The organism is Pseudomonas salicis (assembly GCF_057128705.1).
This window is the reverse complement of the sequence record NZ_JBSKHU010000001.1, coordinates 1,118,892-1,144,735: the sequence shown is the minus strand read 5'-3', so window position 1 is coordinate 1,144,735 and position 25,844 is coordinate 1,118,892. Positions and strand designations below refer to the sequence as shown.

Annotated in this window: 19 protein-coding genes; 11 read left to right on the top strand and 8 right to left on the bottom strand. The window is 62.1% G+C overall.

Annotated elements, in window-relative coordinates:
• From ACWKWE_RS05255 to ACWKWE_RS05245, 3 genes are read left to right on the top strand one after another with little or no spacing between them, the layout of a single operon-like run.
• Complete coding sequence (locus ACWKWE_RS05255; RefSeq protein WP_166598725.1) at window positions 1-678, top strand: amino acid ABC transporter permease; 678 nt, start codon at window positions 1-3, stop codon at window positions 676-678.
• 11 nt (window positions 679-689) lie between these two features.
• Entirely contained in the window at window positions 690-2,192 is a 1,503-nt protein-coding gene (gene argH, locus ACWKWE_RS05250; protein WP_166598724.1) for an argininosuccinate lyase, read from the top strand.
• Window positions 2,189-2,929, top strand: a complete 741-nt coding sequence (locus ACWKWE_RS05245; protein ID WP_306167766.1) for an amino acid ABC transporter ATP-binding protein — start codon at window positions 2,189-2,191, stop codon at window positions 2,927-2,929. The genes argH and ACWKWE_RS05245 overlap by 4 nt, the downstream gene beginning before the upstream one ends.
• A 192-nt stretch (window positions 2,930-3,121) precedes the next feature.
• Here ACWKWE_RS05245 and ACWKWE_RS05240 read toward each other — a convergent pair whose 3' ends face one another.
• From ACWKWE_RS05240 to msrB, 5 genes are all read right to left on the bottom strand, one after another.
• The gene (locus ACWKWE_RS05240) at window positions 3,122-4,072 is read right to left on the bottom strand and encodes a VTT domain-containing protein (protein WP_483849879.1); all 951 of its coding nucleotides are present in this window, start codon (window positions 4,070-4,072) and stop codon (window positions 3,122-3,124) included.
• A 101-nt stretch (window positions 4,073-4,173) separates the two neighbouring features.
• Window positions 4,174-5,610: a catalase gene (locus ACWKWE_RS05235; protein WP_483849878.1), complete on the bottom strand. Its 1,437-nt coding sequence runs from the start codon at window positions 5,608-5,610 to the stop codon at window positions 4,174-4,176.
• A gap of 359 nt (window positions 5,611-5,969) precedes the next feature.
• Window positions 5,970-6,641, bottom strand: a complete 672-nt coding sequence (gene msrA, locus ACWKWE_RS05230; protein ID WP_483849989.1) for a peptide-methionine (S)-S-oxide reductase MsrA — start codon at window positions 6,639-6,641, stop codon at window positions 5,970-5,972.
• Window positions 6,642-6,722: 81 nt separating this feature from the next.
• A complete protein-coding gene (locus tag ACWKWE_RS05225) occupies window positions 6,723-8,543 on the bottom strand; it encodes a cytochrome c biogenesis protein DipZ (protein WP_483849877.1) in 1,821 nt (606 codons plus the stop codon).
• A 173-nt stretch (window positions 8,544-8,716) separates the two neighbouring features.
• Window positions 8,717-9,235: a peptide-methionine (R)-S-oxide reductase MsrB gene (gene msrB / locus ACWKWE_RS05220; protein WP_483849876.1), complete on the bottom strand. Its 519-nt coding sequence runs from the start codon at window positions 9,233-9,235 to the stop codon at window positions 8,717-8,719.
• A gap of 177 nt (window positions 9,236-9,412) precedes the next feature.
• On the opposite strand from msrB, the gene ACWKWE_RS05215 reads away from it, so the two are divergent.
• Entirely contained in the window at window positions 9,413-10,129 is a 717-nt protein-coding gene (locus ACWKWE_RS05215; RefSeq protein ID WP_483849875.1) for a response regulator transcription factor, read from the top strand.
• Window positions 10,126-11,619, top strand: a complete 1,494-nt coding sequence (locus tag ACWKWE_RS05210) for a sensor histidine kinase (protein ID WP_483849874.1) — start codon at window positions 10,126-10,128, stop codon at window positions 11,617-11,619. Before ACWKWE_RS05215 ends, ACWKWE_RS05210 begins: the two co-directional genes overlap by 4 nt.
• A 345-nt stretch (window positions 11,620-11,964) precedes the next feature.
• Here the strand turns inward: ACWKWE_RS05210 and ACWKWE_RS05205 are convergent, their stop codons facing one another.
• Window positions 11,965-12,597 (bottom strand): response regulator, encoded by a 633-nt coding sequence (locus ACWKWE_RS05205; protein WP_166598717.1) that lies wholly within the window; start codon window positions 12,595-12,597, stop codon window positions 11,965-11,967.
• 33 nt (window positions 12,598-12,630) lie between these two features.
• Window positions 12,631-13,989 (bottom strand): cache domain-containing protein, encoded by a 1,359-nt coding sequence (locus ACWKWE_RS05200; RefSeq protein WP_483849873.1) that lies wholly within the window; start codon window positions 13,987-13,989, stop codon window positions 12,631-12,633.
• Between the two features lie 420 nt (window positions 13,990-14,409).
• Between ACWKWE_RS05200 and ACWKWE_RS05195 the strand changes: the two genes are divergently transcribed.
• From ACWKWE_RS05195 to ACWKWE_RS05170, 6 genes are all read left to right on the top strand, one after another.
• Window positions 14,410-16,470, top strand: a complete 2,061-nt coding sequence (locus tag ACWKWE_RS05195; protein WP_483849872.1) for a carbon starvation CstA family protein — start codon at window positions 14,410-14,412, stop codon at window positions 16,468-16,470.
• Window positions 16,470-16,667 carry a YbdD/YjiX family protein gene (locus tag ACWKWE_RS05190; RefSeq protein ID WP_166598714.1) on the top strand — a complete coding sequence of 66 codons (198 nt, stop codon included), beginning with the start codon at window positions 16,470-16,472 and terminating at the stop codon, window positions 16,665-16,667. The genes ACWKWE_RS05195 and ACWKWE_RS05190 overlap by 1 nt, the downstream gene beginning before the upstream one ends.
• A 330-nt stretch (window positions 16,668-16,997) precedes the next feature.
• Complete coding sequence (locus ACWKWE_RS05185) at window positions 16,998-17,933, top strand: LysR family transcriptional regulator (protein WP_483849871.1); 936 nt, start codon at window positions 16,998-17,000, stop codon at window positions 17,931-17,933.
• 162 nt (window positions 17,934-18,095) lie between these two features.
• Window positions 18,096-19,340: a multidrug efflux RND transporter periplasmic adaptor subunit MexE gene (gene mexE / locus ACWKWE_RS05180; protein WP_483849870.1), complete on the top strand. Its 1,245-nt coding sequence runs from the start codon at window positions 18,096-18,098 to the stop codon at window positions 19,338-19,340.
• A gap of 12 nt (window positions 19,341-19,352) precedes the next feature.
• A complete protein-coding gene (locus ACWKWE_RS05175) occupies window positions 19,353-22,541 on the top strand; it encodes an efflux RND transporter permease subunit (RefSeq protein ID WP_483849869.1) in 3,189 nt (1,062 codons plus the stop codon).
• Window positions 22,541-23,959, top strand: coding sequence for an efflux transporter outer membrane subunit (locus ACWKWE_RS05170; RefSeq protein WP_483849868.1), 1,419 nt, complete (start codon window positions 22,541-22,543; stop codon window positions 23,957-23,959). The genes ACWKWE_RS05175 and ACWKWE_RS05170 overlap by 1 nt, the downstream gene beginning before the upstream one ends.
• A gap of 135 nt (window positions 23,960-24,094) precedes the next feature.
• Here the strand turns inward: ACWKWE_RS05170 and ACWKWE_RS05165 are convergent, their stop codons facing one another.
• Window positions 24,095-25,681 (bottom strand): ABC-F family ATPase, encoded by a 1,587-nt coding sequence (locus tag ACWKWE_RS05165; RefSeq protein ID WP_166598646.1) that lies wholly within the window; start codon window positions 25,679-25,681, stop codon window positions 24,095-24,097.
• Between the last annotated feature and the right edge of the window lie 163 nt (window positions 25,682-25,844).

Genomic DNA, 25,844 nt, shown 5'->3' with positions numbered 1-25,844 from the left:
ATGAACTTTCTGATCGAAAACTGGGGCTTCGTGCTCAAGGGCCTGTGGATGACCGTGCGCCTCGCGCTGGTGATCCTGCTGTTCACCACGCTTATCTCGACGGTGTTCGGGGTGCTCGCCACCCTCAAGAACCGGCTGCTGTGGTGGACGATTCACGGCTACGTCGAGCTGTTCCGCTCGATCCCGCTGATTGTGAATGTGTTCTTCATTTTCTTCGGTGCGCCGATGTTCGGCCTCGATCTGAGTCCGTTCGCAGCGGTGGTCACCGGCCTGACGTTATGGGGCAGTGCCAATGGCATCGAAATCGTGCGCGGCGGACTGGAGTCGGTGAACCGGCACCAGTGGAAAAGCGCCTGGACCCTGGGCCTGCGCCCTTGGCAGATCTACCTGCACGTCATTGCGCCGCAGTCGATGAAAGCCATTTTGCCGGCGTACACCGGGCTGCTGACGATGCTGGTGCAAGCCACGTCGCTGGGTGCACTGGTGGGCGTCAGCGAGTTTCTCAAAGTCGGGCAGATCATCGTCGAACGCTCCACGGTCATGACCGGCGTCAGCCCCGCCTTCGCGGTCTACGGCGCGGTGCTGCTGGTGTACTTCGTCATCTGTTCATTGCTGAGCTGGCTCAGCCGTTATCTCGAACGTCGCCTGGGTCGCCCGGCGATGCGCACCACTCGTTAAGGGATGTGATCATGCAAGAATCCAAAGTCAGTCGTCGCTTGAAAGAAGCCACCGCCCCCGAGGTCAACGAGTACATTTACCGGCCCCGTCTGGAAGGGTTTGCCGATGGCTTCCTCAACCTGGGCAACGTCAACAAGGCGCACATTGTGATGCTCGCCGAACAGGGCCTGATTCGCGACGAACACGCGACCGCCTTGGCCAAGGGCGTGCTGGACATGGAGGCGGCGGGGCCTGGCGTGGTCACTCTCGACCCGTCCCGCGAAGACGCCTATTTCAATTACGAAGCGCATTTGATCGAGCAGATCGGCACCGACGTCGGCGGCCGCCTGCACACCGGTCGCAGCCGCAATGACATCCTCGCGACCCTCGACCGGCTGCGCTGCCGCGAGGTGTTGATGGCGTTGATCGACGCGCTGATTCAAGCCCGTCAGACGGCCCTCAACAACGCCGAGGTCTTCGCCGAAGTGGTGATGCCCGGTTACACCCACCTGCAACCGGCGCAGCCGATCACCTATGGCTATTACCTGTCGGCAGTGGAGCAGGCCCTGGCCCGTGATTGCCAGCGCCTGACCCAGACCCTGGCCTCGATGAACCAGAGCCCGCTGGGCGCGGCGGCCTTCGCCGGGACGCCGTTCGACATTGACCGGGCACGCACGGCTGAATTGCTGGGCTTTGACGGCTACCTCGACAATGCGCTGGACGCCGTGGGGTCGCGGGATTTCATCCTCGAAAGCCTGTCGCACCTGAGTTTACTGTCGGTGTTCTGGAGTCGGGTGGCGCAGGATTATTTCGTCTGGAGCACCCACGAATTCAGCCTGATTGACTTCCCCGACAGCGTGGCGGCGACGTCGAGCATCATGCCGCAGAAGAAAAACCCCACGGTGCTGGAATACCTCAAAGGCCGCAGCGGGCACATCATCGGGTTGCTGATGGCGGCCAGCGTCACGGTCAAGGGCAGCAACTTCTCCCACACCGGCGATGCCAACCGTGAAGGCACCCGAGGGTTCTGGGAGGCGGCGGAAGAAAGCCTGCGCTGCCTGAAACTGCTGGACCTGGTGCTGCGCACCGCGACGCCGAATGTCGAGCTGGCGGTGAAGCGTGCCGGTGAAGACTTCTCCACGGCGACGGGGCTGGCGGACCTGATCGTGCGCGAAGCCGACCTGTCGTTCCGCGAGGCCCATCACATCGTTGGCGCGGCGGTGCGCATGGCCATGGACGCGGGTCTGCCCGCGCACCGGATCGACACCGACATGGTGGACATCTGCGCCATGGAACAACTCGGGCACGCATTGAACCTGCCCGCCGACAAGGTGCGCGAATGCCTGGACCCGACCGCCAACGTGCAGTCCCGGGATTCGGCAGGTGGCCCGGCGTTGTCGTCGCTGCGCCCGAGCCTGCTGCGCGCCAATGGGCGCTTGCAGGTTGAACGTCAGGCGAATCAGGCGCGCCGTGATCGTCTGTTGGCCGCGCAGGAAAAACTCCAGGCGGCCACCCGTGCGCAGGCCGGCCTATGAAAAGCATGCTGACAGTCCGTGGGCTGCATAAACACTTCGGTTCGGTGGAAGTGGTCAAGGGTGTCGACCTGGACGTGGCGCAAGGGGAGGTGGTGGTGATCATCGGCCCCAGTGGTTCGGGCAAGTCCACGTTCATTCGCTGCCTTAACAGCCTGGAAGCGCCGTCTGCGGGGAGTGTGGTGGTCGGTGGTGGCGAGTCGGTGCGGGCGGATGATCGCAAGGCCATGGCCCGGCTGCGCGAGGACATTGGCATGGTGTTTCAGGATTACACCCTGTTCCCGCACATGACGGTGATGGCCAACATGATTCTGGCGCCGGTCAAGGTCAAGGGCGTGAGCAAGGCCGATGCTCAGGCCAATGCGCTGGCGTTGCTGGACCGGGTGGGCCTCAAGCACAAGGCGGACGGTTACCCCAGCGAGCTGTCCGGTGGGCAGCAACAGCGGGTGGCGATCGTCCGCGCGCTGGCGATGAAGCCGCGCCTGTTGCTGTTCGATGAGCCGACGTCCGCGCTTGATCCGGAAACCGTCGGCGAAGTGCTGAGCGTGATGAAAGGCCTGGCGGCGGAGGGCATGACCATGATCGTCGTCACCCATGAAATGGGCTTCGCCCGTGAAGTGGCCGACCGAGTGGTGTTTTTCGACGGCGGCAAAATCGTCGAAATGGGCCCGCCAGCGCAGATCTTTTCGGCACCGGAGCATCCTCGGACCCGGCAGTTTTTGCAGAGTGTGTTGCATTGACGTTGTCGCGATTCAATAAGCCCTGACGGCTTGACGGTATCTGGCACCGTTTCAAGGGCTCAAGGCTCGGCGCATACCTCTGCGGGAGTGAACTCATTCGCGATTGGCCAGTACAGACGATGAATGGTCATCGTTCGAAACACCGCCTCGCGAATGAATTCGCTCCTACAGAAGTCTGGCGTCGCCGAATGATCAGGCGGTGGCGGCCTGTCCGGGGATGTTCTGGTCAGGGTGCGCCTCGCGCCAGGCGTCCAGACCGCCTATCAGCGCCTTGCCCCGCGTCAGCCCGCGTGCCCGCAGCTTTTCCGCCAACAACGCCGCGGACAGCTCGTTGGGGCAGGCGCAATAAAACACCATGTCGACATCGCTCAACTGATCGAGCCACGGGTCCAGGGGTTCTTCGAGGCTGATGGACAGCGCACCGGGGATGCCTTCGACCACGGCGGTGTGCAATTTGGCGCGAACGTCGATGATCAGCGGCATGTCGTCCGTGTCACGCAGGGCCAGCAGTTGCGGCACGGTGATGCGTGGCACCTTCGACGTGCGCTTCATCAAGCGACGGCGCTTCCAGTATTTCCAGCCGATGAACAGTCCCAACGCCAGCAAAACGCTGCCGATGGCCAAGGGCAAGTAGCCGGTCAACCACCCTAGCAACGGGATGATCGCATCGGTAAACAGCATGCCCAGCAACAGCGCCGATCCCGCCCAGATGAACGCCCCTGCCAGCGAATAACGCATGAACAGCGCAAACGGCGTGGCGTTCATGCCCGCGACCGTCGTCACCAGCGCGCCCGCGCCGGGCAGGAATTTGGACAGCAGCATCGCCCGGGGTCCGACCCGGTCGTAGACATTCAAGCCCTGACGGATGCAGGTGTCTTGTGAAAGGGAAATCTTGCAGATGGACTTCAGCAGCACGCCGCCATAGCGCTTGCCCGCGAAGTACCAGAGGGTGTCGGCGATCAGGCAGGCGAACATCGCCACCAGCACCCCGGCGCCCAGCAGTGGTTTGCTTTGCATGGCCAATGCGCCTGTGACGATGAGGGTGGGGTACGCCGGAACCGGCAGACCGATCTGCTCCAGCAGCACGTTGACGAACACCAGCAGCAGGCCGTGGCTTTCATTCAATTGCTGGAGTTCGTTCATGGCGAAAGCTCGGTCACAGAGCGATGACGGGCAGCACTCAAGAAAAAAGGGGTGTCAGTACCGTGGCCTGAACATCCCTTTCTGTCAACGCTGACGTTGCGTTAGCCAAGCTTCTCGATGGCCGCTGCAACGCCCGCGCCGTACGCCGGATCGGCCTGGGTGCAGTTGCCGATGTGACGCTGTTTGACCAGCGCCGACGCGCCGCTGATGGCCCGTGCGGTGTTGTCGAACAGCACCTGTTGCTGCGCTGGTGTCATCAGGCGGAACAGGGCGCGAGGCTGGGAGTAGTAATCGTCATCGTCTTTGCGGAAATCCCAGTTCGCTGCCGCGCCGTGCAGTTCCAGCGGTGGCTCGGAGAAGTCCGGCTGTTCGACCCACGCGCCCTTGCTGTTGGGCTCGTAGCCAATGGTGCCGCCTGCGTTGGCGTTGACCCGCATCTGGCCGTCGCGGTGGTAGCTGTTGACCGGGCACTGCGGGGCGTTGACCGGGATCTGATGATGGTTGACCCCCAGACGGTAGCGCTGCGCATCACCATAAGAGAACAGGCGGCCTTGCAGCATTTTGTCCGGCGAGAAGCTGATGCCCGGCACCACGTTGGCCGGGTTGAACGCGGCCTGTTCGACGTCGTGGAAATAGTTTTCCGGGTTGCGGTTCAGCTCCAGGGTGCCGACTTCGATCAGCGGATAGTCCGCGTGCGGCCAGACTTTGGTCAGGTCGAACGGGTGGATTTTGTAAGTGTTGGCGTCCTGCTCCGGCATGATCTGCACGAACAGCTTCCACTGCGGGAAGTCACCGTTTTCGATGCTGTCGTAAAGGTCGCGCTGGTGCGTTTCGCGATCACCGGCCACCAGATCAGCGGCTTCCTGGTCGGTCAGGTTCTCGATGCCTTGCTGGGTTTTCAGGGTGAATTTGACCCAGAAGCGCTCATTCTGCGGGCTGATGAAACTGAAGGTATGGCTGCCAAAACCGTGCATGTGGCGATAGGATTTCGGCAAGCCTCGGTCACTCATGACCACCGTTACCTGGTGCAGTGCCTCGGGCAGCGAACTCCAGAAATCCCAGTTGTTGTCGGCGCTGCGCAAGTTGGTGCGCGGGTCGCGTTTGATCGCGTGGTTCAAGTCGGGGAATTTCAGCGGGTCGCGCAGGAAGAACACCGGGGTGTTGTTGCCGACGAGGTCCCAGTTGCCTTGTTCGGTGTAGAACTTGACCGCAAAGCCGCGAATGTCACGTTCGGCATCGGCCGCACCGCGCTCACCGGCCACGGTCGAGAAACGGATGAAAATATCGGTTCTCTTGCCGATGTCCGAAAACAGCCTGGCTTTGGTGTAGCGCGTGATGTCGTGGGTCACGGTGAAGGTGCCGAACGCGCCCGAACCCTTGGCATGCATGCGACGCTCCGGGATCACTTCACGGTCGAAGTGCGCCAGTTTTTCCAGCAACCACACGTCCTGCAGCATCAGCGGGCCGCGAGGGCCGGCGGACTGCGAGTTCTGGTTGTCGACGACGGGTGCACCCGCCACGGTGGTCAGTTTATTCATGATCAGGCTCCGGTTTTTTGAACGGTGAGTCTTGCTGAATACGTCACGGCTGTATTGGACGCTCGTGCGCCTCTTTTAACGTGGGAATGGACAGTGCGGCTGGCTGTAACGCGCCATCCAGAGCGCTTCGACCGGCCCGCTTTCGAATACATTCCAGGCAGGCAAGGGATCGTGCGGCGGCGAAGGTTGAATCAGCGTAGCCCGGCTTTGGCGACAGACGGATGTCACGGGCTAAAAAATCGATGACGATTTTTACACGCACAAAAAAAGGCGCCCGATAAGGGCGCCAAACGAGGAGAGTTCGGGGTCTCTGCGCAGGGTTTGCGGGGGGTGCGGCCCGGTGGATCAATTGCTGCGGGTTATTTCACCAGCACCGGCTGCTCGCTGTAGCGGTCGGCGAACAGTTGCTTGAGCTGGCCGACTTTTGGCAAATCGTTGATCACGATGTACGGGTAGGTCGGGTGGGTGGTCAGGAAATTCTGGTGATAATCCTCCGCGGGGTAGAAGCCGTTGTAGGTCTCAATCTTGGTCACGATAGGCGCATTGAACGATTTGGCGCTGTCCAGTTGCGCGATGTAGGCCTGTGCCACGGCTTGCTGTTCGGGGCTTTCCGGGAAGATCGCCGAGCGGTATTGCGTGCCATGGTCCGGCCCTTGACGGTTGAGTTCCGTCGGGTTGTGGGCCACGGAGAAGAACACTTGCAACAGCGTGCCGTAGCTGACTTGCGACGGGTCGAAGGTGACTTCCACCGACTCGGCATGCCCGGTGTCGCCTTCGCTTACGCGCTCATACTGCGCGGTGTCGGCCTTGCCGCCGGCGTAACCGGATACGGCTTTTTTCACCCCTTGCACGTGCTGGAACACGCCTTGAACGCCCCAGAAGCAACCGCCCGCAAACACGGCGGTTTCGGTCCCGGCGGTCTTCACGGCTTCATCCTTTATAGGCGGGGCGATGCTCACGGCGTCTTCGGCGGCGAACGAGCACGCAGCGGTTTGCAACAGAGCGGCGCCGAGCAGCACGCGCAGGCCCATGCGGCGGCCGTCAGGCAGCGCGGCGCGAAGGGTGGAAACGTTGAATTTTTTCATGTCTGACACTCCTGAAACGGGGTGGAATCAACCGAAGGTGAAGGCGTATGCGGACACGCCCGGATCGCTGAATTCGATGCTGAAGGTATGGTCCGCCACGTCGCCGGGCTGACGCACCAGTTGGTACAGGCGTTGTTCTGTGACGGTGCCATTGCCGTCGGGCGCGATGTCGGTGCCGTGTGCATCCCCCGGCGCCTTACCGTCGAGGGAGACCTTGAAGCGCACCGGCTTGCCGTCGCTGCCAGGGCCGAGCACCAGATGCAGGTCGCGAGCGTGGAAGCGATAGACGATCTTGCCGTTGGGCGCGTTCAGGCTGGCGCGCTCGGAGCTGATGTTCCATTGACCGTCCAGGCCCCAGTTGTTCAGCGACAGGCTTTGCGGGGTGCTGTAGCTGGCGACCCGATCAGCCTTGGCGCCGCCGGGGGATACGAAGTTCTCGGCGCGTTCGAAGCCCAGGTAGGTTTCCGGCGATTTGACGTCGCCCATGTTCGCCGCCTGTTGCACGCCATTGCCGTTGGCGTCGATGAGGTCGGTGGTGATCTGAGTATTGCCTGCTTCGCGCAACAGCTCCTGAATCACGCGTTCAGATTCGTAATAGGCGCCTTCGCCGAAGTGGTGATAGCGGATCTGACCCTTGGCGTCGGCGAAGTAATGGGCAGGCCAGTACTGGTTGTCGAAGGCGCGCCAGATTTTGTAGTCGTTGTCGATGGCCACCGGGTAATTAATGCCCAGATCGGCCATGGCCTTGGTGACGTTTTTCACGTCGCGCTCAAAGGCGAATTCCGGGGCATGCACGCCGATCACCACCAGGCCCTGATCGCGGTATTTGTCGGCCCAGGCTTTGACGTAGGGCAGGGTGCGCAGGCAGTTGATGCAGGAGTAGGTCCAGAAATCCACCAACACCACTTTGCCTTTCAGCTGTTCGGCGGTCAGTGGGGCGGAGTTCAGCCATTGCACTGCTCCGGCGAGGGGCGGCAGCTGGCCTTCGACCGGCAGGCTCGATGTGCTGTTTTTCGCGGCCATCATCATCGCGCCAGAAGCTTGCATGCTCGCGCCCGCTTCATCCTTGCCGGGGATGTTTTGCGCCATCATCGCTCCGCCTTGCATGACGTTGCTGTTCTTGCCGTTACCGGCGAACTGGCCCACCAGCGATTGTTCAAGGCCACCGGTGGACGCGGTCGAGACGCGGGCCAGAATCCCGGTGTCCAGACCCAGCGCGATGGCGGCGACACCCGCCAGCATTGCGGCGCCCAGCCCCCGGCGAATCCACTCGCCAGCGCCCAGCGAACGTTTCATCGCGCTGAACACCTTGCCGCCCAGCAACAACGCCAGTGCCAGTGACGTGGCGGCGCCTGCGGCGTAGGCCAGCAGCAGCAAGGTGGTGCCGACGCTCGCGCCTTGCAACGCCGCGCCCGTCAGCACCAGACCGAGGATCGGGCCTGCGCACGGCGCCCAGAGCAGGCCCGTTGCAACACCGATCATGAACGAGGCCCACGGGCTGGGTTTGGCCTCTACGCCTGCGTTTTCAGACAGTCGGCTGCCCGCGGCCACCAACGGACGGGTCAGGCGGTCGGCCAGTTTCGGCAGCAGCAAAGTGAGGCCGAACAGCGCGACGAAAATCAGCGCCAGGCCACGGCCATATTGGTTGAGCTGCACGACCCAGCCGCCACCGACTGCCGCGAGGGTGGCGACCAGCGCGAAGGTCACGGCCATGCCCACCAGCAACGGCAGGCCGCTGCGGACGAAGGGTTGGCCGGTGCGGGCGAAGACAAACGGCAGCACCGGCAGAATGCATGGGCTGACGATGGTCAGCACGCCGCCGAGGTAGGCAAGGATGATCAGGAGCATGGGTCAATTCCCTTCTGGTGGATCAAAGAGTTACGTGCAGTGTGGCGGACGACGTACCTGTAGGAGTGAGCTTGCTCGCGAATGCATGTGTTCAGTCGATTGAGAGGTGACTGATATCCCGCCATCGCGAGCAAGCTCACTCCTACACCGGGCCTAGTCCTGTCATTGGTTGTTCATGTCGCCGACTCGGCGAATGTCATCGCCAGACCATTCATGCAATAGCGCAAGCCGGTCGGCTTCGGTCCGTCCGTGAAGACGTGCCCCAAATGCCCGCCGCAGCGGCGGCAATGGACTTCCTTGCGCAGCACGCCGAACGACGTGTCGGTGCGGATGGCGGTGGCGTTGTCCAGCGGCTGCCAGAAGCTCGGCCAGCCGGTGTGACTGTCGAACTTGGTGCCAGACGAAAACAGCTGCAACTGGCAACCGGCGCAGGCAAAGGTGCCGGTGCGGTGCTCGTCGTTCAGCGGACTGCTGTACGGGCGCTCGGTGGCTTCGCGACGCAACACCTGAAACTGGTCGTCGCTGAGCAAGGCATGCCATTCGGTGTCGCTGTGGCTGACTTCAAACGTGCCCACGGCCGAATCCGCCGGTACGAGGGTCTCGCCGTCAGCGAACTTGGGCAGCACGCCCAGGGCGATGGCCGCGACGCCAGCGCTGCTGCTCAGGACCATGAACTGTCTTCTCGAAAGCATGAGGTGTCTCCTTGGCACCGCCTGCACGGGGCAGGCTTGTCATGTGATGGGGCCAGAGTAGGGCCGGGCTGTTCCCGGAATCCTCACCGAGAGTTAAACAATTCGTGATAACTGGTCGACCGCAAAATCGGCACAATGGCGGCATCGCGCATTCAGCACTGGCAAGGTTTGCTTTCCATGGATCAGCCCAAACGCATTCTGGTGGTCGAGGACGATAGCCATATCGCCGACCTGATTTGCCTGCACCTGCGGGACGAACATTTCGACGTGGTGCACAGCGCCGACGGGGAAAAAGGCTTGCGCCTTTTGGAGCAGGGCGGCTGGGACGCGTTGATCCTCGACCTGATGCTGCCCGGCGTCGACGGTCTGGAGATCTGTCGCCGTGCCCGGGCCATGACCCGCTACACGCCAATCATCATTACCAGCGCCCGCTCCAGCGAGATGCACCGGATTCTCGGCCTTGAACTGGGGGCCGACGATTACCTGGCCAAACCGTTCTCGATGATGGAACTGGTGGCGCGGGTCAAGGCGCTGCTGCGGCGGGTCGATGCCATGGCGCGCAACCTGAAGATGGACACCGGCAGCCTCGACAGCGCCGGATTGTTCATCGACCCGTTGACCCGCGAAGCCTCGCTGGAAGGCCGCTTGCTCGACCTGACGCCCAGGGAATTCGACCTGCTGTATTTCTTCGCCCGCCAGCCGGGCAAGGTTTTCTCGCGGCTGGACCTGCTGAACTCGGTCTGGGGCTATAACCACGAAGGCTATGAACACACCGTCAACACCCACATCAACCGGTTGCGCGCCAAGATTGAGAAGGACCCGGCCCAGCCGTTGCGCATCCTGACGGTGTGGGGACGCGGCTATAAATTCGCCGATGCGGGAGAGGCGTCGTGAACATGACCCTGACCCAGCGGCTGTCCCTGGTCTTCGCGTTTCTGTTGCTGATCTGTTGCGGCACGTCGGTGCTGTTGCAGGTGCGCTCCAACAAAATGCATGAGCTGGAAGTGGTGCAGGGCCTGTCCCGCGACCTCGCCCAGCACATCGCCCGCGACACCCAATTGATGGACGCCAACGGCCTGAAACCCGATGCCGTGCGCGAGCTGTTCAGCCAGTTGATGCTGGTGAACCCCAGCGTCGAGGTGTACCTGCTCGACGGCGAAGGCAAGATCGTCGGCGACGCCGCGCCCAAGGATCACATGCTGCGGGACCGTGTCGATCTGGCGCCCGTGCGCAAGCTGCTGGCCGGAGAGCCGCTGCCGATTCTGGGGGATGACCCGCGCAGCATGGACACGCGCAAGGTGTTCAGCGCCGCGCCGTTGATGGTCATGGGCAAACCGGCGGGTTTTCTGTACGTGGTGCTGCTGGGCGAGGCCCATGACCGCTTTGCCGAGCGCGGCGCCACCAGTGAGGCCCTGAACACGGCGTTGTGGTCGATTGGCTTGATTGCCTTGCTGTGCCTGTTGGCGGGTCTGACAGCGTTCGGCTGGATCACCCGGCCGCTGCGGCGACTGACCGACGCGGTGAGCCACTTCGACATCAATGCTGCGCCGGTGCCGTTGCCCGCTTCTTCGACCGAATCGGCTCGGCAGGGTCACGACGAAATCGCCGTGCTCGACGCGACGTTCAAACAAATGCAGAACCGCCTGAGCGAGCAATGGCAGACCCTGACCCGCCAAAGCCAGGACCGCCGCGAGCTGGTGGCGAACATTTCCCATGACCTGCGCACCCCGCTGGCCTCCCTGCACGGCTATCTGGAGGTGCTGTCGGTCAAGGACGCCAGCCTCACGCCTGAGGAGCGGCGGCGTTACCTTGGCATCGCGCTGGACCAGAGCCGCAAGGTGGGCGGGTTGGCGCAGTCGTTGCTGGAGCTGGTGCGGTTGGAGCACGGGTTCGTGGTGCCGGTGGTGGAGCGGTTTTCGCTCACCGATCTGGTGCAGGACATTTTTCAGAAGTTCGAGCTGGGCGCCGAGTCCAAGGCCGTGACCCTGACCCCGAGCTTTGCGCCGTCGGTGCCCGGTGTGCATGCCGACTTGGGGCTGATCGAGCGGGTGATGACCAACCTCCTGGACAACGCCCTGCGGCACACGCCCCAGGGCGGCGAGATCAAAGTGGCGTTGTTGCCGAAGGGGCGGTTCGTCGAAGTGACCATCAGCGACACCGGGCCGGGGATTGCCGCCGAGCTGCGTGAAGGGCTGTTTCTGCGTCCGTTCAATATTGGCGGTGCACGGCGAGATGGCGGGCTGGGGTTGCGCATCGTGCACCAGATCCTGCAACTGCATGGGCACCGGATCGAGCTGATCGACGTACCGGGGCAGGGCGCCACCTTCCGGTTCGCGCTGCCCGTGGATCAGGAAACGGCGGAGCGGGTGTTGCCTAGGGGGTGAGCGGCTTCGCGGTCAACGCCGACCCACTGTGGGAGCGGATTCATTCGCGAGAGGCCCGTCCGGTCGATAGAGCTGTGTTGCCTGACCCACCTTCGCGAATGAATTCGCTCCCACAGGTTCAGCGGCGGCATTGGGAATGTCGCCACCGGCAAGCGCTGCGGTGGCGGGGAAATCGCTGTCTTAAGGCCAACGCCGATCCACTGTGGGAGCGAATTTATTCGCGAAAGACTGATCGGACGCTGGAGATGCGTCGTCTGTGGAGGCCTCTCGCGAATGAATTCGCTCCCACAGGTTCGGCGGCGGCATGAAGGGCCTCTCCACAGGTTCAGCGGCGGCGACACAGGGTCACGGCAACAACAACCCATGCTCCATCGCGTATTTCACCAGCCCCGCCGGTTTGTCGACTTTCAGTTTGCGGCGGATGCTCAGGCGGTGGGTTTCGACGGTGCGGACGCTGATGGCCAGGTCGCGGGCGAGGGTTTTGTTGTCCAGCCCCTTGGCCAGACCCACCAACACCTGCACTTCACGAGGCGTGAGTTCGTTTTCGTCGGTCTTCTTCGACACCAGCTTGAGGGTCACTTCGGCGCTGTAGAACGTTCCGCCGGTGGCAATCGCCTCGATGGCCGCGACAATTTCCCGGGACGGTGCGTTTTTCAGCACGTAGCCACTGGCCCCGGCGCGGATCGACGTGGCAACGTATTCCTGATTGTCGTACATGCTCAGGATCAGAATCTTGATCGCCGGGCAGCGCTGGCGGATCAGTTGCGTCAGTTCCAGGCCGTTCATGTCCTGCAGGCCGATGTCCACCAACAGAATGTCCGGCTTGACCTCTTCGCACATCTTCAGCCCCTGCGCCGCGTTCTCGGCTTCGCCTACCACCTCGAACAGGGGGCGGGTGGCGAGCAGGGCGCGCACGCCGTCGCGGACCAGTGAATGGTCGTCGACCAGGGCAATGCGGATGGTCTGGCTGGCGCTCATGATGGGGTGCGGGTTCCTGTCTGAAATGAAGGGTCAGGCGGCGACGTTGATGGGCATGGTCACGGTCAGTTCGCTGTGGCCGGGGACCGAGTAGAGATTGAGCTGGCCCTGGAAATGCTCGACGCGCTCGCGAATATTACGCAAACCGATGCCGCCCTGTATCTCCTGCAAGCGTTCGACATCGACCCGGAAGCCCACGCCGTCGTCGCGAACAGTGAGCTGGACGTATTTTCGGGTGCTGCGCAAATCGACGTAAACGTTCTGTGCGTGGGCGTGACGCTCGATGTTGGTCAGCGCCTCTTGCAGAATCCGGAACAGCGCCACCGGTGCACCTTCTGCCAGCTTCAACTTGCTGAGGTTGTGGGTGTACTGGATGGTCAGCCCGGTCTGTTGCTCGAACTCGGCCACCAGTTGCGTGACGGCCGCCGCCAACCCCAGGGTGTCGAGCAGGGAAGGGCGCAGGTCGTGGGAGATGGTGCGGATTTCGCCGATGGCCTCGCCGAGTCGTTCGGTGCCGTGACGCAGGGTCTCCAAGCCCCGTTGGTCATTGCCTTCGAGTTGCAGACCGGCCAGTTCGAACTGAAATTTGATCGACACCAGCACTTGGCTGATGCCGTCGTGCAGCTCCCGTGACAGCCGCGAGCGCTCTTCTTCCTGCAAATTCATGATGCGCTGGTTGAGCATTTGCAGCTTGCGGTCGGCCAGGCGGTGCTCGCTGGCGTTGAGGGTGACGCCGCAGACGAATACCAGCAGCACGGCGATCAGGGCGACGGCGCCGATGTCGAGCATGGTCGCGTAGATGCCCCGCGCGACTTCCTGTCGGGCCTGTTGCGTGGCCCTTTCGACGTCTTCCAGATAAATCCCGGTGCCGAGCATCCAGCCCCAGCGCTTGAGCATGACCACATGGGCGAGTTTGTCGGTGATCTGCCCGGTGGACGGTTTTTCCCAGGCGTAATGCTGGAAACCGTCGCCGGATTCCGCGCTTTGCAGCAATGCGCGGATCACCAGCAGCCCTTGCGGGTCGGTCATGTTCCACAAGTCCTTGCCCACCAGCGCCGCCTGCCGTGGATGCATCAGGTTGCGGCCGCTCTGGTCGTAGACGAAGAAATAGCCGTCGATGCCGAAGCTGAGCTTGGCCAGTTCTTCCAATACCTGCTGCTTGGTCTGTTCGTCATTGCGGCCGCTGTCGTAGATCGGGGCGAGGGCGCTCATGGCCATCTCCACGTAGTTTTTCAACTCGGCGCGCTTGCTGGACAGAATGCTGTCCTCGATCAACTGCGCCTGCTGCTCGCCCAGACGCTGGTTCTGCACGATCACCAGCGCGCAAATCACGCACACGGCAAGGATCAGCGGCAGGATGCCCAGGGCGACGATCTTGTGTTTGAGTTGCATGGCGTGGGATGTCCGGCGGGAGCGGGTGTTGTTGTGGGCGTATTAGACACGGTATGGGTGGCCAGACGCATCCTTCATGTTCAAGCGCAAGCGCTTCTGGCCGCAGGCCGTGGGAGCTGGCTTGCCTGCGATCTGCCGGGAACCGGCAGCAAACCCTGTGCATGCGGTCTGCCTGAGACAACCCATTCTCTGGTTTGGCTGCCGCTGCGCGTCAGATCGCAGGCAAGCCAGCTCCCACGGCCTGCGGCCAGAATCACAAACGCGTAGCGAACTGGCCTCTGCGTAGAACTACGCAGACGAAACCGTAGTAGTACGAATTTCTCTTGCTGACAACTGCGCGGATAGTGGCAACGCTCCGTTACCCCGGACCACACAATAACAATTACGCCGCAAGCCATGAGCTTCGGCAGGAGACCCACAATGACCCGACTGACCAAACATCTGGGTTGGTTCGCCGTTGCAGCCCTTGGGGCCTGCGCCTTGGGTGTCGTCGCGCTGCGCCGCGGCGAAGCCATCAACGCACTCTGGATCGTCGTCGCCGCCGTCGCCATTTATCTGGTTGCGTACCGCTACTACAGCCTGTTCATCGCCAATCACGTCATGCAACTCGATCCGACCCGGGCCACCCCGGCGGTGATCAACAATGACGGCCTGGACTACGTTCCGACCAACAAACACATTCTCTTCGGTCACCACTTTGCCGCCATCGCCGGCGCAGGTCCGCTGGTCGGCCCGGTGCTCGCCGCGCAAATGGGCTATCTGCCGGGCACGCTCTGGCTGATCGCCGGTGTGGTCCTGGCCGGTGCGGTGCAGGATTTCATGATCCTGTTCCTGTCCACTCGCCGTAACGGTCGGTCGCTGGGCGACATGGTCCGCGAGGAAATGGGCCGCGTTCCCGGCACCATCGCCTTGTTCGGCTGCTTCCTGATCATGATCATCATCCTCGCGGTGCTGGCGCTGATCGTGGTGAAGGCCCTGGCTGAAAGCCCGTGGGGCATGTTCACCGTGTTGGCGACCATCCCGATCGCGATGTTCATGGGCGTGTACATGCGCTATGTCCGTCCGGGCCGCATTGGCGAGATCTCCATCATCGGCGTCGTGCTGTTGCTGCTGTCGATCTGGGCCGGTGGCCAGGTGGCTGCGAGCCCTGAGTGGGCACACGTCTTCACCTTCACTGGCGTGCAGATCACCTGGATGCTGGTGGGCTACGGCTTCGTTGCCGCGATGCTGCCGGTCTGGCTGCTGCTCGCGCCACGTGACTACCTGTCGACCTTCTTGAAAATCGGCACCATCGTCGCCCTGGCGATCGGCATCCTGATTCTTGCGCCTGAGCTGAAAATGCCAGCCCTGACTCAGTTCACCGACGGCACCGGTCCGGTCTGGAAAGGCGCGCTGTTCCCGTTCCTGTTCATCACCATCGCCTGCGGTGCGGTGTCGGGTTTCCACGCGCTGATCTCCTCGGGCACCACGCCGAAACTGCTGGATAACGAGAAGAACGCCCGTTACATCGGTTACGGCGGCATGCTGATGGAATCCTTCGTCGCTATCATGGCGATGGTCGCGGCTTCGGTCATCGACCCAGGCGTGTACTTCGCCATGAACAGCCCGGCGGCAGTGGTCGGCGGCGACGTGGTTGCGGTCGCTCAAACCATCACGGGTTGGGGCTTTGCCATCACCCCTGAAGCGTTGACCGCTGTGGCCAAAGACATCGGCGAAAACACCGTACTGGCTCGCGCCGGTGGTGCGCCAACGTTGGCCGTGGGTATCGCGCAAATCCTGCACCAAGTACTGCCAGGCCAGAACACTATGGCGTTCTGGTACCACTTCGCGATCCTGTTCGAAGCGCTGTTCATCCTGACCGCTGTCGATGCCGGTACCCGCGCCGGTCGCTTCATGCTGCAAGACTTGCTGGGCAGCTTCGTCCCTGCACTGAAACGCACCGAATCCTGGACCGCCAACGTGATTGGCACCGGCGGCTGCGTGGCGTTGTGGGGTTACCTGCTGTATCAGGGCGTGATCGATCCACTGGGCGGCATCAACACCCTGTGGCCGCTGTTCGGCATCTCCAACCAGATGCTGGCCGGGATTGCGCTGATGCTGGCGACCGTCGTGCTGATCAAAATGAAGCGTCAGCAGTACGTGTGGGTGACGATCCTGCCAGCGTCCTGGCTGTTGATCTGCACCGTGACCGCAGGCTTCATCAAGCTGTTCGACCCGAGCCCGGCTGTTGGCTTCCTGGCCCTGGCCAAGAAATACAGTGCAGCGGCTGAGGCTGGCCAGGTCATCGCTCCGGCGAAGACCGTTGATCAGATGCAGCACGTGATCTTCAACGCGTACACTAACGCAGCGCTGACCACATTGTTCCTGTTCGTGGTGCTGAGCATTCTGTTCTACGCCGTGAAAGTGGGCCGTGCGGCGTGGGTCAAGAAAGAGCGCAGCGACAAGGAAGCGCCGTTCCAGGCGATGCCGGAAGCGCACTGATGTTCAATGACCTGAGTCGCCTCGGCAAATACCTCGGGCAGGCCGCCCGCCTGATGGTGGGCATGCCTGACTACGACAATTACGTCGAGCACATGCAGAAGACCCACCCGGACCAGCCGGTGATGTCGTACGAAGTGTTCTTTCGGGAACGCCAGGATGCGCGTTATGGCGGCAAGGCAGGGCCGAAGTGTTGTTGAGCTACTGAGTCAGGGCTTTTGATCGAAAAAACGCGCCATGGGTGATCCCTGGCGCGTTTTTTTATGTCTGGCGGATTTGCCGTAGGCCGCCACGCCTCGCAACCTGTGGGAGCGAATTCATTCGCGAAAAATGGTTCAGGCAACAAAAGTGTGCCGACTGTCACAACGCATCGCGAATGAATTGGCTCCCACAGGGTTTTGCGGCGTGTCAGGCATTCGTCAGCGCCTGCCTTTGATCATCCCGCACCCCGAACACCGCTTTTAACCTTTGACTTGGCAACCTGGAATTTGTAAGTATTACACATGTAATTTAAAGCAGGTTTCTCCCCCATGAATCGCAGCGACCTGCGCCATATCAACCTCAATCTGTTGTTGATCTTTGAAGCGTTAATGAAAGCCCGGAGCGTGAGTCTGGCCGCTGAAAGCATGTACCTCGGCCAGCCCGCCGTGAGTTCTGCGCTCGGCCGATTGCGGCTGCTGTTCAACGACCCGCTGTTCCAGCGTGCCGGTCGTTTCATGGAGCCAACGCCGAGGGCGCAGGAAATTGCGTTGCTGCTTGGCCCCGCGCTCGAATCCATCGCCATGGCGGTCAAGCGGCCGAAGGCGTTTGATGCCGCCACCAGCGACCGGGTGTTTCGCATCGGTTTGAACGACGACGTTGAATTTGCCTTGCTGCCGTCGATGCTCAAGCGTATCCGGGCGGAAGCGCCGGGGGTGTCGCTGGTGGTTCGCCGTGCCAGTTATCTGCAAATGCCGAGGTTGCTCGCCAGCGGCGAGGTGACCGTGGGCGTGGGCTTTACGACTGAGCTGCCGGCCAACGCCAAACGTCGGACCTTGCTCAGCACCCGCATCGTGCTATTGCGCGGTGATGACGTGCCTGGCGACTTGAGCCTGGATGATTTTTGCCAACGGCCACACGCCCTCGTGTCGTTCGGTGGCGGCACGGTGGGGTTTGTTGATGAGGCGCTGCGTCTGATCGGGCGTCAGCGCAGAGTGGTCCTCGCGGTGCCGCATTTCAACAGCCTTGGCGCGCTGCTGGAAGACACTGATCTGGTGGCGGCCGTGCCGGAATACGCAGCCGATGTGCTGACCGCAAGTGGTCGGTTACGCAGCCAGCCGTTGCCGGTGCAACTGGCTGATTTCCCGCTGCACATGGTCTGGACCACGGCCAAGGACAATGACGAATCCGAACGGTGGCTGCGTTCGCGAATCGGCCTGTTTCTCAGCGACGGGTCGTCCACCCGCGTGTCAGGCCCTTGTTCTTGAATCGTCTGTAAGCCCCGTGGCAGAGCGTCTCATCCCGTTTCTTCAATTAATATTGCAACTATCATTTGAGTTGATATCAACATTGAATCCATTCAATTCGTGGACCGGTGTGGCGTCCCACACACTCCGCGGCAATTCTTATAACCTTCGGCGGATTTTCCCATGCAACAGCCATTGACCCGTTTTCGTTATCCCCTTGCCGGACTGGCGCTCGTATTACTCAGCGCCTGCGACAAAGGCCCCGCGGCCACAGCCCAGGCGCCGAGTGCGCCCAAGGTGGATGTCGCCAACGTGCTGCAGCAACCGGTGATCGAATGGGACGAAGTGACCGCCCGTCTCGAAGCCCCCGAAACCGTCGAAGTGCGGCCGAGGGTCTCCGGGCAGATCGATTCCGTGGCGTTCGTCGATGGGGCATTGGTGAAGAAGGGCGATCTGTTGTTCCAGATCGACCCGCGTCCGTTCGAAGCCGAAGTGCATCGCCTTGAAGCGCAGTTGCAACAGGTGAAAGCCACCGTCGTGCGTACGGACGCCGAAGCCCAGCGCGGCGAGCGGTTGCGCACCAACAACGCGATTTCCGCCGAGATCGCCGAGTCGCGCACCACCACCGCGCAAGAGGCCCGGGCCGCTGTGGCGGCAACCCAGGCGCAGCTGGACCTGGCGCGTCTCAATCTTAGTTTCACCCATGTCGCTGCGCCGATCACCGGCCGTGTCAGCCGCGCCGAGATCACCGCCGGTAACCTGGTGACGGCCGACCAAAGCATCCTCACCCGCCTGGTCTCTACCGACAAGGTCTACGCCTATTTCGACGCCGACGAGCGCGTGTTCCTCAAATACAACCAGCTCTCCCGCGACGGCAAGCGCGGTGCCTCGACGCCGGTGTACATGGGCCTGTCCAACGAAGCGGACAACAAACACCTCGGCCAGATGAATTTCGTCGACAACCAGGTCAACCCGCGCACCGGCACCATTCGCGGTCGCGCCGTGTTCGACAACGCCGACGGGCGCTACACCCCCGGCCTGTATGCACGTCTGAAGCTGGTCGGCAGCGGGACCTACGCCGCGACGCTGATCAAAGACGAGGCGGTCGGTACTGACCTTGGCAAGAAATTCGTGCTCGTGGTCGACAAGGACAACAAGGCGACCTATCGCAGCGTCGAGCTGGGCCCGAAGCTGGAAGGGTTGCGCATCGTGCGCAGCGGTCTGGGGAAAGACGACCGCATCATCGTCAACGGCTTACAGCGTGTTCGTCCGGGTTCGCCCATCGACCCTCAGGACCGCCCGATGGCCAGTGACGAAACCCTCGCCGCCCTTGCGCAACAACGCCAGGCCCTGGAAGCGAGCAATCAGCCCTCGGCCAAATCCGCAGCGCCAGCGAAAATCGCCAGCGCTTCCGGCCCACGCGGATAAAGGCCGACGACGATGAAATTCTCCCAGTTCTTTATTCAGCGCCCGATCTTCGCAGCGGTGTTGTCGCTGCTGATCCTGATCGCGGGCGCCATCTCGCTGTTCCAGTTACCCATCAGCGAATACCCCGAAGTCGTGCCGCCCACTGTGGTGGTCAAAGCCAACTTCCCCGGCGCGAACCCCAAGGTCATCGGTGAAACCGTCGCCGCACCGCTGGAGCAGGCGATCACCGGCGTCGAGAACATGCTGTACATGTCCTCGCAATCCACGGCGGACGGCAAGCTGACCCTGACCATCACCTTTGCGCTGGGCACCGACCTGGACAACGCGCAGGTGCAGGTGCAGAACCGCGTGACCCGCACCGAGCCGAAACTGCCGGAAGAGGTAACCCGCATCGGCATCACGGTGGACAAGGCATCCCCGGAGCTGACGTTGTTGGTGCACCTGACGTCGCCGGACAAACGCTACGACATGCTGTACCTGTCCAACTACGCGACGCTGAACGTCAAGGACGAACTGGCGCGGTTGAACGGGGTAGGGGATGCGCAGGTCTGGGGTCTCGGCGAGTATTCGCTGCGGGTCTGGCTGGACCCGAACAAGACCGCCTCGCGCAACTTGACTGCCACCGACGTGGTCAACGCGATTCGTGAGCAGAACCGTCAGGTCGCGGCCGGACAACTGGGCGCGCCGCCGTCGCCGAGCGCCACCAGCTTTCAGATGTCGATCAACACCCAAGGCCGTCTGGTCACCGAGGAAGAGTTCGAGAACGTGGTGATCCGCGCCGGTGCCAATGGCGAAATCACACGCCTGAAAGACATCGCCCGGGTCGAGCTGGGCTCCAGTGCCTACGCGCTGCGTTCCCGCTTGAATAACGAACAGGCAGTGGCAATGCCGATCTTCCAGCGCCCCGGCTCCAACGCCATCGATGTGTCGAATCAGGTTCGCGCGAAGATGGCCGAGCTGAAGAAAAGTTTCCCCGAAGGCATGGACTACAGCATCGTCTATGACCCGACGATCTTCGTGCGCAGCTCCATCGAAGCGGTGGTGCACACCCTGTTCGAAGCGCTGATTCTGGTCGTGCTGGTGGTGATCCTGTTTCTGCAAACCTGGCGCGCCTCGATCATTCCGCTGGTGGCCGTGCCGGTGTCGCTGATCGGCACCTTCGCCGTGATGCACACCTTCGGCTTCTCGCTCAATGCACTGTCGCTGTTCGGGCTGGTCCTCGCCATTGGCATCGTGGTGGACGACGCCATCGTGGTGGTGGAGAACGTCGAGCGAAACATCGAACTCGGTCTGGACCCAGTGTCTGCGACCAAAAAGGCCATGGGCGAAGTGACCGGCCCGATCATCGCCACGGCGCTGGTGCTGTGCGCGGTGTTCGTCCCGGCAGCGTTCATTTCCGGCCTGACGGGGCAGTTCTACAAGCAGTTCGCGCTGACCATCGCCATCTCGACGGTGATCTCGGCTTTCAACTCTTTGACCCTGTCGCCTGCGTTGGCCGCCGTGTTGCTCAAAAGCCACGACGCGCCGAAGGACCGCTTCTCGCGGGTGCTGGACTCGCTGTTCGGCTGGCTGTTCCGGCCATTCAACCGGGTCTTCGAAAAGGCCAGCCACGGCTACGTCGGCACCGTCAAACGCGTGGTGCGCCTGAGTGGCGTCGCGCTGGTGGTGTATGCAGGGCTGATCGCGCTGACCTACCTCGGTTTTTCCACGACGCCGACCGGTTTCGTGCCGACCCAGGACAAGAAATACCTGGTGACCTTCGCCCAGCTGCCGGACGCCGCGAGCCTTGATCGCACCGAAGACGTGATTAAGCGCATGGGCGACATCGCCATGAAGGAACCGGGCTTTGACAGCGCGGTGGCGTTCCCCGGCCTGTCGATCAACGGTTTCACCAACAGCCCCAACAACGGCGTGGTGTTCATCGGCCTGAGCGCGTTCGACGAGCGTAAAGACGCAAGCATGTCCGCGGGCGCCATCGCCGGCTCCCTGAACCACAAATTCGCCGGGATTCAGGAAGCCTACACGGCCGTGTTCCCACCGCCGCCAGTCATGGGCCTCGGCACGATTGGCGGGTTCCGCCTGCAAATCGAAGACCGGGGTAACCTGGGCTACGAAGAGCTCTACAAAGAGACGATGAACATCATCGGCAAGAGCCGCAGCATCCCGGAACTGGCCAACCTGTTCACCAGCTACACCGTGAACGTGCCCCAAGTGGACGCCGCCATTGACCGGGAAAAAGCCAAGACCCATGGCGTGGCGATCAGCGACATTTTCGACACGCTGCAGGTGTACCTCGGTTCGCTGTACGCCAACGACTTCAACCGCTTTGGCCGCACCTATCAGGTCAACGTTCAGGGCGAACAACAATTCCGTCAGGACCCTGAGCAAATTGGCCAGCTGAAGGTGCGCAATGAGAAGGGCGAGATGATCCCGCTGGCGACCTTCGTCAAGGTCAGCGACGTGTCCGGCCCGGACCGCGTGATGCACTACAACGGCTTTATCACCGCCGAAATCAACGGCGGTCCCGCACCGGGTTACAGCTCGGGCCAGGCCCAGGCGGCGATGGAAAAACTGTTGGCCGAGGAACTGCCCCACGGCATGACCTACGAGTGGACCGACCTGACCTATCAGCAAATCCTCTCGGGCAACACCGCGCTGTTCGTCTTCCCGCTCTGCGTGCTGCTGGCGTTCCTTGTGCTGGCCGCTCAATACGAAAGCTGGAGCCTGCCGCTGGCAGTGATTTTGATCGTGCCCATGACGCTGCTGTCGGCCATTGCCGGGGTGATCATCGCCGGCAGCGACAACAACATCTTCACGCAGATTGGCCTGATCGTACTCGTCGGCCTGGCGTGTAAAAACGCGATCCTCATCGTCGAGTTCGCCAAGGACAAACAGGATGAAGGGCTGTCGCCGCTGGACGCGGTGCTGGAAGCCTGCCGCATGCGTCTGCGGCCGATTCTGATGACCTCGTTCGCGTTCATCATGGGCGTTATTCCGCTGGTGACCTCCACGGGCGCGGGTTCGGAAATGCGCCATGCCATGGGCGTTGCGGTGTTCTCCGGCATGCTCGGCGTGACCTTCTTCGGGCTGCTGCTGACCCCGGTGTTCTTCGTCCTGATTCGTAACTTCGTCGAGCGCGGCAAAGCGCGCAAGGCGGCCCGGTCTCATGCCGTGCGCTCGCTGAAACCGGAGGCCCATTGATGAAAACCTTGAAACTGTTCATGCCGAGCCTGTTGGTGCTGGCGCTGGCAGCCTGTGCGGTCGGCCCGGATTACAAGACGCCTGAAACGGCGGCGGCCAACGTGACGTCTGCGCAAGTCGGCCAGTACGACCGTAGCCATTTCGAAAGCGTCTGGTGGCAGCAATTCGACGACCCGACCCTTAATCAACTGGTCAGTCGTTCGCTGCAAGGTAACCGGGATTTGCGCGTGGCCTTTGCCCGCTGGAAATCGGCCCGAGCAATTCGCGACGACATCAGCAATGACGCGCTGCCGGTGGTCACCAGCCATGCCAGCAGCGACCTCGGCCGGGCGCAAGTGCCGGGCCAGACCGAGCACCGCGTCAACATCGAGCGGTACGATCTGGGCCTGGACATGGCCTGGGAAATCGACCTGTTCGGGCGCATCCAGCGCGAACTGGAAGCCAGCACAGCGCAACAGGACGCGGCGCTGGCCGACCTCGAACAGCTGAAAGTGAGCATGATCGCCGAACTGGCCGACGCTTACGGTCAACTGAGAGGCGCGCAACTGCGTGAGCGCATCGCCCGGGACAATCTGAAAAACCAGCAGGATTCCCGAGGCGTGACGGCGCAGTTGCGAGACGAAGGCCTGGGCAACGAAATCGATGTGGTCCGCGCCGACGCACGACTGGCGGCAGTGGAAGCGACGATTCCCGCGTTGCAGGCCGAACAAGTGCATCAGCGCAATCGCATCGCGACCTTGCTGGGCGAACGGCCTGATCAGTTGAGCGTCGACTTGCAGCCGAAAGACCTGCCCGCCATCTCGAAGAACCTGCCCATTGGCGACCCTGCTCAACTGCTGCAACGGCGCAGTGATGTGCGCAGCGCCGAGCGGCAACTGGCAGCGGCCACGGCCAACGTCGGCGTGGCCACGGCGGATCTGTTTCCCCGGGTGAGCCTGAGCGGCTTCCTCGGGTTCACGGCGGCCCGTGGTTCACAGATCGGGTCGTCGGCGGCGCAAGCGTGGGGGTTGGGGCCGCAAATCAGCTGGGCGGCGTTCGACCTGGGCAGCGTTCGGGCGCGCCTGCGCGGGGCCAAGGCCAACGCGGAGGGCGCGATGGCCACCTATGAGCAGACCGTATTGCTCGCGCTGGAAGAGTCGGACAACGCCTTCAGCGATTACAGCAAGCGCCAGCAGCGGTTGCTGTCACTGGTCCGTCAGAGCGAGTCGAGCCGCAAGGCCGCTGACCTCGCCGCGATCCAGTACCGCGAAGGCACCGCCGATTACCTGGTGCTGCTCGACGCGCAACGCGAACGGCTGACGGCCGAAGACGCACAGGCCCAGGGCGAAACCGATCAGTACCGAGGAATCGTGGCGATCTACAAGGCACTGGGCGGCGGTTGGGATGCCACCGAGAGTCCTCAGGTGGCGCAGAAATAACGTTGGGCACGGCCTGTCTGTTCTCCCCATCAACCCTGTAGGAGACGTCAGAGGTAACGGCGTCTTCCTCGGGATTTTTGCCGCCCACAAAAAAGCCCTGTCACGTGGACAGGGCTTTTGATCACGCTGGGCAGTTTAGAACACGACGCCCTGACTGCGCAGGTAATCGTCGTACGTGCCGCTGAAGTCGGTCACGCCGTTCGGGCTCAGCTCGATGATGCGCGTGGCCAGGGAGGACACGAACTCGCGGTCGTGGCTGACGAACACCAACGTGCCCGGGTAGTTCTCCAGCGCCAGGTTGAGCGCTTCGATGGATTCCATGTCCAGGTGGTTGGTCGGTTCGTCCATCACCAGTACGTTCGGCTTTTGCAGAATCAGCTTGCCGAACAGCATGCGGCCTTGCTCACCACCGGATATGACCTTGACCGACTTGAGGATCTCGTCGTTGGAGAACAGCATCCGGCCCAGGGTGCCACGGATGATCTGCTCGCCCGACGTCCACTGACCCATCCAGTCGAACAGGCTGACATCGTCTTCGAAGTCATGGGCGTGGTCCTGCGCGTAGTAGCCCAACTCAGCACTTTCAGTCCACTTCACCGAACCGGCGTCCGGGGTCAGCTCACCCATCAGCGTGCGCAGCAGGGTGGTCTTGCCGATACCGTTCGGACCGATGATCGCGACGCGCTCGCCGGCTTCGACGGTGAAGCTGAAGTTCTTGAACAGCGTCTTGCCGTCGAAGCCCTTGGACATGTGCTCGATGGTCACGGCCTGACGGTGCAGCTTTTTGGTCTGCTCGAAACGGATGAACGGGCTGACTCGGCTCGACGGCTTGACCTCGGCCAGCTGGATCTTGTCGATCTGCTTGGCGCGGGAGGTGGCCTGCTTGGCTTTCGAGGCGTTGGCCGAGAAGCGGCTGACGAAGGTCTGCAGTTCGGCGATCTGGGCTTTCTTCTTGGCGTTGTCCGACAGCAACTGCTCGCGGGACTGGGTCGCCGCGGTCATGTACTCGTCGTAGTTGCCCGGGAACAGACGCAGCTCACCGTAATCCAGGTCAGCCATGTGGGTGCACACGCTGTTCAGGAAGTGACGGTCGTGGGAAATGATGATCATGGTGCTGTTACGCGCCGTCAGAATCGTTTCCAGCCAGCGGATCGTGTTGATGTCCAGGTGGTTGGTTGGTTCGTCGAGCAACAGCACTTCAGGATTGGAGAACAGCGCCTGCGCCAGCAACACCCGCAGTTTCCAGCCCGGCGCGACTTCGGTCATCGGGCCGAAGTGCTGCTCCAGCGGAATGCCCAGACCCAACAGCAACTCACCGGCACGGGATTCGGCGGTGTAGCCATCCATCTCGGCGAACTCGGTTTCCAGCTCGGCCACAGCCATGCCGTCCTCTTCGCTCATTTCCGGCAGCGAATAAATGCGGTCGCGCTCGGCCTTGACCTTCCACAGCTCCTCGTGACCCATGATCACGGTGTCGATGACCGTGAATTCTTCATAGGCAAACTGATCCTGACGCAATTTACCCAGACGCACGTTCGGCTCAAGCATCACCTGACCGCCCGACGGGTCCAGATCGCCACCGAGGATCTTCATGAACGTGGATTTGCCACAGCCGTTGGCGCCGATGAGGCCATAGCGATTGCCGTTGTTGAATTTGACCGAAACGTTCTCGAACAGCGGCTTGGCGCCGAACTGCATCGTGATGTTAGCTGTGGAAATCAAAGCGTTTACCTATCAAGGAGTTACAGGTTACTGGTTTGGGTCTTGGACCAGAGTTCGACCCATGCCGGTCGCTCCCGTCACGCGCTGATCACGGAGGGAGTCGACTCAACACGCATACGTAAACAGCAACGTCTGCGCGGGTGGGCAGAGCTGCTGGGGAATT